The 9,264-nt window shown below is 75.3% G+C and carries 8 protein-coding genes; 2 read left to right on the top strand and 6 right to left on the bottom strand.

Annotated elements, in window-relative coordinates:
• Positions 1-96: 96 nt before the first annotated feature.
• The 5 genes from ACSNOC_RS25705 to proB form a co-directional block, all read right to left on the bottom strand.
• The gene (locus tag ACSNOC_RS25705) at positions 97-1,182 is read right to left on the bottom strand and encodes a hypothetical protein (RefSeq protein WP_436749961.1); all 1,086 of its coding nucleotides are present in this window, start codon (positions 1,180-1,182) and stop codon (positions 97-99) included.
• Positions 1,183-1,236: 54 nt separating this feature from the next.
• Positions 1,237-1,989: a hypothetical protein gene (locus tag ACSNOC_RS25700; protein ID WP_436749960.1), complete on the bottom strand. Its 753-nt coding sequence runs from the start codon at positions 1,987-1,989 to the stop codon at positions 1,237-1,239.
• A 68-nt stretch (positions 1,990-2,057) separates the two neighbouring features.
• Positions 2,058-3,353: a glutamate-5-semialdehyde dehydrogenase gene (locus ACSNOC_RS25695; RefSeq protein WP_436749959.1), complete on the bottom strand. Its 1,296-nt coding sequence runs from the start codon at positions 3,351-3,353 to the stop codon at positions 2,058-2,060.
• A gap of 52 nt (positions 3,354-3,405) precedes the next feature.
• Positions 3,406-3,876 (bottom strand): hypothetical protein, encoded by a 471-nt coding sequence (locus tag ACSNOC_RS25690; RefSeq protein ID WP_436749958.1) that lies wholly within the window; start codon positions 3,874-3,876, stop codon positions 3,406-3,408.
• Between the two features lie 121 nt (positions 3,877-3,997).
• A complete protein-coding gene (gene proB / locus ACSNOC_RS25685) occupies positions 3,998-5,122 on the bottom strand; it encodes a glutamate 5-kinase (protein WP_436749957.1) in 1,125 nt (374 codons plus the stop codon).
• A 183-nt stretch (positions 5,123-5,305) separates the two neighbouring features.
• Here proB and ACSNOC_RS25680 point away from each other — a divergent pair, with 183 nt between their 5' ends.
• Positions 5,306-7,573: a hypothetical protein gene (locus tag ACSNOC_RS25680; protein ID WP_436749956.1), complete on the top strand. Its 2,268-nt coding sequence runs from the start codon at positions 5,306-5,308 to the stop codon at positions 7,571-7,573.
• Here the strand turns inward: ACSNOC_RS25680 and ACSNOC_RS25675 are convergent.
• Positions 7,550-8,179, bottom strand: a complete 630-nt coding sequence (locus tag ACSNOC_RS25675) for an alpha/beta hydrolase family protein (protein WP_436749955.1) — start codon at positions 8,177-8,179, stop codon at positions 7,550-7,552. The genes ACSNOC_RS25680 and ACSNOC_RS25675 overlap by 24 nt on opposite strands.
• Before the next feature lie 75 nt (positions 8,180-8,254).
• On the opposite strand from ACSNOC_RS25675, the gene ACSNOC_RS25670 reads away from it, so the two are divergent.
• The coding region (locus ACSNOC_RS25670) for an acyltransferase family protein (RefSeq protein WP_436749954.1) at positions 8,255-9,264 on the top strand (1,010 nt) is incomplete at its 3' end.

The raw sequence follows: 9,264 nt of genomic DNA, 5'->3' as shown, positions 1-9,264 counted from the left end.
CCCGGGCCGGGGTGCGCCGGGTCCGCTTCGAGCGGGACGGCGGCATCACCGTCGCCATGGGCGCCGCCCGGCTGCCCCCCGCGCCGGACCCCGCCGTCAGCGGCTCTCCGGGACCGCCAGGTCCTCCGCCGGGAACGTGCCGCACGGCGCGACCGGTTCGCCGTCCAGCGCGTACGGGTCGAACGCGGCGGGCGGCTGCTGCGCGGCGCGCTGCCCGGCCAGCAGCGGGGTGAGCACGGCGGAGGCGTCGGCGGCACAGTCCATCGGCCCGGCCACGGTCTCCGTCTGCCGCACCACCACGTGGCGGTCGCGCAGCTCCTCCTTGCCGAACTGGAAGCGCACCAGCCGCTGCACCGTGAACAGCGCCGCCTCGGTGTCCAGCGCGCCCGGCGGGCGCAGCGCGTAGACGAAGACGTGCCGGCCGTCGACCTGCAGGATGTCCTCGGTGACCTGGGTGACCGTGAAGTCGCCGGTCACCCGCGCCTGCGGGTCGGCGAGCAGAGCCTCGTCGGCGTCGAAGCGGATCAGCCAGTCGGTGGCGTCCGAGTGCGGGTCGTGCCCGCCCAGCGCGCTGTCGAACTGCCGCTGCTGCTCCGGTCCGAGCAGCTCGCGCACCGGCACGGTGGTGGCCCCGGCGAGCACGTTGGGGGTGAGTGCGCTGGCCACCACGTACTCCTTGGCGAGGGTCAGCGCGGTGAGCACCTGCTCGCGCGAGAAGTCCGCCGTGGCGCGCGGGTCGGGCAGCCGCACTCCCCCGGCCCCGGCGCCGTACTCGCCGGCCGGTCCGGCCGCGTACAGCGCCTCGGCGTCGGCCGACCCGGGCACCTCGCCCTCCGGCGCGAGCGCCACCAGGCTGCCGGTGGGCGGGTCGGCGCGGATGGTGTGGTTCGTCTCGTACGGGTTGGCCGCGCCCAGATAGATCGCGGCGGCGAACGCCAGCAGCACGATCAGCCCGAGCGCGATGCCCTGTTTGGGCACCGTCCGGCCGAATCCGGGGACGGAATCGGGAAGTCGGCGCCGCACGGCGGTGGTGTGGTCCTCCAGCCGCTCCTGCGCGGAGAATTCCTGCAGCCGCGCAGCTCTGACGAACGCCTCGTCGAAAACGGTCGACTGGTATTCCTCGTCCCCGGCTCCCGGAGTGCCCCCGGGAGCCCCGTCTGGGGGGTCACTTCGCCCGGCCACCCTTTTAGCGTAGGTCGCGGACGGGGGCGTAAACAGTCCTCCCGGGCAGGCAATTCACGGCAGCGGGCCGTCGCCGGCCGGGTCCGTGTCCGTATCGGTGTCCTGGGTCGTCCGGCCGCCGCCGTCCCCCTCCGGCTCGCCGGCCGGCGCGTTCGAGGGGATCGCGGGCACGCGGGGCTGGGCCGCGCCGGCGCGCTGGATGGCTATCAGCGCGAACGCGATGACGCTGATGCCCATCACCATGGCCAGCACGCACGCCACCGGCCGCTGCCACCGGTTCCCGAGGCCGCCGGGACCGCCGCGGTGCCGGGGGGCGCGGTGCCGGGGGGACGGCCGCCAGGCCGCCGCCGGAGGCCCGGGCTCCCCGCCGGGGCCGCGTATCCCGTCCGGGTCGCGACCGCCGTACGCGGTGAACGAGCCGAACCCGGGCCCGCGCGCGTCGTCGGCGGCGTCGTCCGGGTCGTCCTCGTCGTCGGCGTCCGGCAGGTAGCGGGTGTAGTCGGAGCGGTCGAACCGCCCCTCGTCGTCCGCGTCGTCGTCGCCGTCGAAGCCGCCCAGCCCGTCGGAGGCGCCGGGGTCGAGGTCCGGGTCCCGGTAGAACCCGATCTCCCCGGAGACTTCGGACTCGGCCCGCTCCATCGCCGCGTAGAGGATCCGCTCGGCCGCGGTCGGCTCGTGGATCCTGGCGGCCTCGACGAACGCCTCGTCGAGCACCACGGAGGCGAACACCTCCTCGGCTGCCCCGAGGTCATGGCTGTCGGGCCCTTCACCGTTCGGGAACGGCTGGCCCCCCACGTCGTCCGGCACGCTTCCCAGCGTAGGCGCAATGCGTCCGCAGGGGGAGGGCCATCCGGATATCGTCGGCGGGCCGCGCGTCAGTTCCTGATGTGCCCGTCCCCGGTGACCACGTAGGTGGTGGAGGTGAGTTCGGGCAGCCCCATCGGGCCGCGGGCGTGCAGCTTCTGCGTGGAGATGCCGATCTCGGCGCCGAAGCCGAACTGGCCGCCGTCCGTGAAACGGGTGGAGGCGTTGACCATCACGGCCGTGGAGTCCATCAGCGACACGAAACGGCGGGCCGCGGCCGTGTCCTTGGTGACGATGGCCTCCGTGTGGCCGGACGTCCAGCGGCGGATGTGGGCCGCCGCCGCGTCCAGGTCGGGCACCACCGCGGCGGCGATGTCGTAACTCAGGTACTCCGTCGCCCAGTCCTCGTCGGTGGCGGGGAGGACCTCGGTGCCCGCGTCCCGGCCGGCCGCCCGCCACGCCTCGTCGCCGTGCACGGTGACCCCGGCGGCGGTGAGCGCGGCGAGGGCGCGCGGCAGGAAGCGGTCCGCGATGCCGGCGTGCACCAGGACGGTCTCGGCCGCGTTGCACACGCTGGGCCGCTGGGCCTTGGAGTTCACGAGGATGTCCACGGCCATGTCGAGGTCGGCCGACTCGTCCACGTACACGTGGCAGTTGCCCACGCCGGTCTCGATGACGGGGACGGTCGACTCGTTCACCACGGTCTGGATCAGCGAGGCGCCGCCGCGCGGGATCAGCACGTCGACCAGGCCGCGGGCGCGCATCAGCTCGTGCACCGCGTCCCGGCCCTCGCCCGGCACCAACTGCACGGCGTCGGCGGGCAGTCCGGCCTTCTCCACGGCGTCCCGCAGCACGGCGACCAGCGCGGTGTTGGAGGCGTAGGCCGAGGAGGAGCCGCGCAGCAGCACGGCGTTGCCCGACTTCAGGCAGAGCGCGGCGGCGTCCACCGTCACATTGGGGCGGGCCTCGTAGATGATGCCGACGACGCCGAGCGGGACCCGGACCTGCCGCAGCTCCAGGCCGTTGGGCAGCGTGGAGCCGCGTACCACCTCCCCGACCGGGTCGGGCAGCGCCACGACGTCGCGCACGTCGGCGGCGATGGCGGCGACGCGCCGCGGGGTGAGGGTGAGCCGGTCCACGATCGACTCGGAGGTGCCGGCCGCGCGGGCCTTGGCGACGTCCTCGGCGTTGGCCGCGACGACCTCGCCGGCGCGCGCCTCCAGGGCGTCCGCGATGGCCGCCAGCGCCGCGTCCCGCGCCGAGCGCGGCAGCGGCGCCAGCGCGGCGGCGGCCTCCTTGGCCCGGCGGGCGGTGGCGATGACGGGGGAGGTGCCGGTGGTGCCGGTGGTGTCCGCGGAACTGCTCATGCCCTTCAGCGTAGCCGCCGCGCGGCGGACCACGGAACGGGCGCCGCCCCGGTCAGAACGGGTGCACGCCCACCGGGACGGCCGGCGGCGGCCCGTATCCCTCGGCGATCCGCTGGTGGTACGTCTCGCGGCCGATGACCTCCAGGCCGACGATCTCCCACGGCGGCAGCTGCGCGGTGCGCCGGTGCTCGCCCCACAGCCGCAGCGCGACGGCCGCCGCGTCGTGCAGGTCGCGGGCCTCTTCCCAGTACCTGATCTCGGCGTGGTCGCGGGCGTAGCGGCTGGTCAGGAGGAACGGGTGGTCGTCGGCGAGCTTCTCCAGAGCGCGCCGGACGTCCTGCAGCGGCGCGGCCTCGCCCGCCACGCTGAGCGTGATGTGCCACAGCCGGGGCGTCTCGCGGGCGGCTTCCTCGCGCGGCTGTGGTCCCCCGGAGGGTCCGACGCTGGCCAGTCGTCTCACCGGCGGCCTCCTGACATGGTGCTGGTGCGGTGCGGGATTCGGTGCGGGCGCGACCTCACTCAAAAGTTGACCAGCTCGCGCGCCGCGGCGCGGCCGTTTCCCGGAACCTTCCGTGGAAAGACTGGTCTTTCACAGCTCCGGCACCGGTCCGGCCGCCTGTCGTCGCGGGGGCTCGCCCCCTGGACTATGCCCGCAGCAGCACCAGGTCATCGCGATGGACGACTTCTCTTTCGTAGGCCGGGCCGAGCTCGCGGGCCAGCTCGCGGGTGGAGCGGCCGATGAGCCGGGGAATCTCCCTGGCGTCGAAGTTGACCAGGCCGCGCGCCACCGCCCGGCCCGCCTCGTCGCGCAGCTCGATGGGCTCGCCGGCCGCGAAGTCGCCCTCGACGCCGGTGATCCCGGCCGGGAGGAGCGAGCTGCCGCGCTCGGTGATGGCGCGGACGGCCCCGGCGTCGAGGGTGACCGAGCCGCGCGGCGCGGAGGCGTGGGCCAGCCACAGCAGGCGCCCGGCGGAACGGCGGCCGGTGGCGCGGAAGTACGTGCCGGTGGCGGACGAGCCGGACAGGGCGTCGGCGGCCCGGCTCGCGGAGGTCAGCACGACGGGCACGCCGGCGCCGGTGGCGATCGAGGCGGCCTCGACCTTGGTGACCATGCCGCCGGTGCCCACCCCCGCCTTGCCGGGGCGGCCCAGCGTGATGCCCTCCAGGTCGGCCGGCCCGGTGACCTCGCCGATCAGCCGGGCGCCGGGGCGGGAGGGGTCGCCGTCGTAGAGGCCGTCGACGTCGGAGAGCAGCACCAGCAGGTCGGCGCGGACCAGGTGCGCGACGAGCGCGGCGAGCCGGTCGTTGTCACCGAAGCGGATCTCGTCGGTGGCCACGGTGTCGTTCTCGTTGACGATCGGCACCACGCCCATCGCCAGGAGCTGGTCGAGGGTGCGGTACGCGTTGCGGTAGTGCGCGCGGCGGCGGGTGTCGTCGGAGGTGAGCAGCACCTGGCCGACGCGGCGGCCGTAGCGCGCGAAGGACGCGGTGTAGCGGGCCAGCAGCAGCCCCTGCCCGACGCTGGCGGCGGCCTGCTGCCGCGCGAGGTCCGCCGGGCGGCGCGGCAGGCCCAGCGGCGCGAGGCCCGCGGCGATGGCGCCGGAGGAAACCAGTACGATCTGCCTTCCGTCCTGTTTCACCAGCACATCGACGAGTGCGTCCACCCGGTCGGCGTCCAGCCCCCCGGCCGCGGTGGTCAGCGAGGATGAGCCGATCTTGACGACGATCCTGCGGGCGTCGACGACGTCCTGCCGTACCACTGCGCTCACCGGGGTACCCCTGCGTTCGTTCGTTCCCGGCCATACCGGACTGCCGTCCGTAATGTATGCCACCGCGCCGATGGGCCGCTCCCTCATATAGGCGCATCCGTCACCCCCCTCACCCCCGCCCCGCGGCGATTGCCGGCCGGGGCCGTCCGGCCTACGCTCGGTGCTGGACCAGCACATATCCGTATGCCGGGTGACACTTCCCCCTCCCCCACCACCACCCCGATCCGGAGCCTCACTGTGCCTGCGGGACCGTCGCTTCGTCGTGGCGCGCAATGGACCGCGCTCGCCGCCCTGTTGTGCGTCTTCCTCCTCCAGTTCGTCGGCGCCCTCCTGCCGAACGCCCCGCTGCTGTGCGCCGCGACGGCGGCCGGCGTCGTGCTCGAATTCGCGCTGCGCCGCCGGCAGCCCGGCATCCTCGCGCTGCTGACCCGGCTGCACTGCGACGAGGCCGTCAGACAGCTCCTGCGGGACCTGCTGGTCGTCGTGGGCCTGGCCCACCTCTCCGGGCTGGCCACGACCGCCCGCCTCACCCTCGTCGGCGGCCTGCTCGCCTGCTACGGGGCGCACTTCCTGTGCCGCGCGCTGGGCGTGCTGGTCCGCCGCTCCCGCACCCTGCCGATCGTCACGCGGAACATCGACACCACCGAGCTGCGCCTGTCCCCCGCCCCGCCCCGGCCGCTGATCCGCCCCGGCCGCCGGATGCCGCTGTTCGCCGTGCCCGCCACCGCCGGGGTGCTGGCGACCGCGCTGACCGACCGCACCGTCTGGGGCCTGCTCGGCGTCGCCGTCTCCTTCGCGCTGTTCGCGGGCGGCACGGCGTACCTGGCGACGTGGCTGCTGTCGGGCAAGCGCGCGCCGGACGAGGAGACGACGCTGGAGTGGTTCCGGCGCTGGCTCGCGGCCCACCGGCCCGACGTCGGCCTGTACTTCTCCGGCGGCTCGGGCACCGCGTACCAGGCCAACATGTGGCTCTCCACGCTCGCCGCACTGGACGCCCGCCCGCTGGTCGTGCTGCGCGAGCGCCCCATGGTGCAGCAGATCGCCGCGACGGACGTGCCGATCGTGTGCCTGCCGAAGGTCGCGCACCTGATGCTGCTGGAGCAGTCCACGCTGAAGATGCTGCTGCACCCGGCCAACGCCCCCAAGACCTCGCAGGTGCTGCGCATCCCGACGATCAAGCACGCCTTCACCAACCACGGCGAGAGCGACAAGCTGTCGAGCTGCAACCCGTACGCCAAGGTCTACGACGAGGTGTGGGTCGCCGGCCCGGCCGCGCGGAAGCGGTACGCCCTCGCGGACGTCGGCGTGGACGACCGGGACGTGGTCGAGGTCGGCCGCCCGCAGCTCGCGCCGATCCGGCCCGCCGACGGCCCGCCCGACCCGGCCGGGCCGGTGACCGTGCTGTACGCGCCGACCTGGGAGGGCTGGACCGACGACCCGGGCAACACCTCCGTGCTGCTGGCCGGCGAGAAGATTGTCCGGGCCCTGCTGGCCGATCCCCGCGTGCGGCTGCTGTACAAGCCGCACCCGATGACCGGCTCGGTGAACCCTCGGGCGGGCGAGGCGGACGAGCGCATCCGCGCCCTGATCGAGCAGGCCAACGCCGCCGCCGCGCCGCGCGGCACCGGCCGGCCGGCGGGGGTACCCGCCCGGGGCCCCGCCGCCGAGCGCGGCGCGCTCGCCGCACCGCCCCTGGACGGTGCGGCGGAGGCGGACCCCGCGGCGCCCGCGCCGGGGACGCTGGGCGTCACCGTGCCCGCCGACGGGCGCGGCCCCGCCGAGCAGGCCCGCCTCCTGACCGAGCTGGCCGCCCGCACCGAGGAGCTGGACGCGCTGACGGCCCGCGCCTTCCGCCCGGGAGCGGACGAGATGGAGCGCATGATGCGACAGACCGCGCCCGAGCCGGGCCGCGCCGAGGCGGTGGAGGCCGCCGCCGAGGCGTGGCGGGCGGCGTTCTGGGCCGCCCAGCCGCCCCGCGCCCACCTGGTGCTCACCGGCCCCCGTCCCGACATCTACTCCTGCTTCAACCAGGCCGACGTGCTGATCTCCGATGTCTCCAGCGTCGTCGCGGACTTCCTGGCGGGCGCCAAGCCGTACGCCGTCGTCAACACCAGCGGCCTGTCCGAGGCCGAGTTCCGCGCCGCCAACCCCACGGTCCGGGCCGCCACCGTGCTGACCCCGGACGGGGCGGGCATCCCGGCGCTGCTGGAGGCGGTCCTCGACCCGGCCCGCGACACGCTGGCGGCGGAGCGGGCGGCGCTCAAGGAGTACCTGCTCGGGCCGTCCGAGCCGCCGTCGATGGTCCGCTTCCAGGAGGCGGTGCGCGCCCTGTGCGCGGCGTCCGACGCCCGCCGGGCCCGCCAGGCGCGGCTGCACGACGGCGACTCCGCCGCGGAGCTGCCCATACCGCGCGTGCCGGGCAGTCCCTCAGGCCGGGCCGTGCCGCAGTAGCCAGTCCCCGACCGGCCCGACGACGGCGGCCAGGGCCTCCTCGCGCGTCACGGCCGCCGACTTCGGGACCGCGAAGCCGTGATCCCCGTCCGGCACCTCCACCAGCTCCGTGCCGGACGGGAACTCCCCGGGCCGCCCGAACGGGTCCCGGCCGCCCTGCACCACCAGCACCGGCACCCCGGCGCCGAGCAGCTCCTCCGCCCGCGACCGCTCCGGCTTCCCCGGGGGGTGCAGCGGGAACGACAGCGCCAGCACCGCGCGGGCCCCGGTCTCGCGCGCGGTCCGGCACGCCACCCGCGCCCCGGCGCTGCGCCCGCCGGCCACCACCGGCAGGCCCGCCTTCTCCAGCTCCGGCCAGAGCGCGGTCCACGCCGCGTCCAGCGTCCTCGGCGCGGGGGCGAGGCGTTTCCCCGCCACCCGCCACGGCTGCTCGACCAGGGCGACGGTGATGCCCCGGGCGGGCAGGGTGGTGGCCAGCGCCCGCAGATCGGGCGCCTCGACGCCACCGCCCGCGCCGTGGCCCAGGGCCAGCACGACACGGGCCGCCGCGGCGGCGTGCCAGGTGATACGGGCGTCCCCCGCGGGGGTGTGCACAGTCCGGCTCATGGGGCCAAGTCTGCTCCCCGCCCCCGTCGTCCCCCGCGGCGACACCGGGACGTCATCTCCCGTTAAGGTGCCTGGGTGACCCACTCCAGGCAGCTCACGGACACCCCCGCCGTCGCCCTGCCCAGCCAGAGCGCGACCGGCACCGGAGCCGGCGCCGCGACCGGCTCCGGCGGCCCCGGGGAGCGCGACGCGTTCTTCGACAACGCCAAGTACCTGGCCATCGTGCTGGTCGCCCTCGGCCACGCCTGGGAGCCGCTGCGCGAGGGCTCGCGCACCGTCATGGCCGTCTACATGGCGGTGTACGCGTTCCACATGCCCGCGTTCATCGTCATCGCCGGGTACTTCTCGCGCGGCTTCGACGGGCGCGCCGACCGGGTCCGGCGGCTGATCACCGGCGTCCTCGTGCCGTACCTGATCTTCCAGACCGCCTACACGCTCTTCCTGCGGTGGCTGGAGGACGACCGGGACACCTACCTCCCGCTGCTGGAGCCGCGCTGGCTGCTGTGGTTCCTGATGGCGCTGTTCATCTGGCGGCTCACCGTGCCGCTGTGGAAGGCCCTGCGGTGGCCGGTGCCCGTCGCCCTGGCCGTCGCCGCGCTCGGCTCCGTCTCGCCCTCCCTCGGCGGCGACCTCCAGCTCCAGCGCGTGCTCCAGTTCCTGCCGTTCTTCGTGCTGGGCCTGACGCTGACGGAAGGGCATGTCGCGGCGGTCCGCCGCCGCGCGGTGCGGCTGGCGGCCGTGCCGGTGTTCGCGGCGGCCCTGCTCGTGGCGTACTGGGCGGCGCCGCGCATGGACCACGTGTGGCTCTACCACAAGGGCAGCGCCCAGGAGCTGGGCGAGCCGTGGTGGACGGGCGTGGTGATGACCGGGGTCCTGTTCGGCTGCGCGCTGCTGCTGACCGCGTGCTTCTTCGCCCTGGTGCCCGGCCGCCGCACCTGGTTCACGGTGCTCGGCGCGGGCACCCTGTACGGCTACCTGCTGCACGGCTTCCTCGTCCGCGGCGCGCGCGACTGGGGCTGGTACGACCCGGACGTGATGCACGAGCAGCCGGCGGCCTTCCTCCTCGCGAGCGCGGTCGCGGCGGC

This window comes from Streptomyces sp. URMC 129 (assembly GCF_051386415.1).
GTDB lineage: Bacteria > Actinomycetota > Actinomycetes > Streptomycetales > Streptomycetaceae > Streptomyces.
The sequence above is the reverse complement of the archived record's forward strand: the minus strand, read 5'-3'. Positions and strand labels throughout refer to the sequence as shown.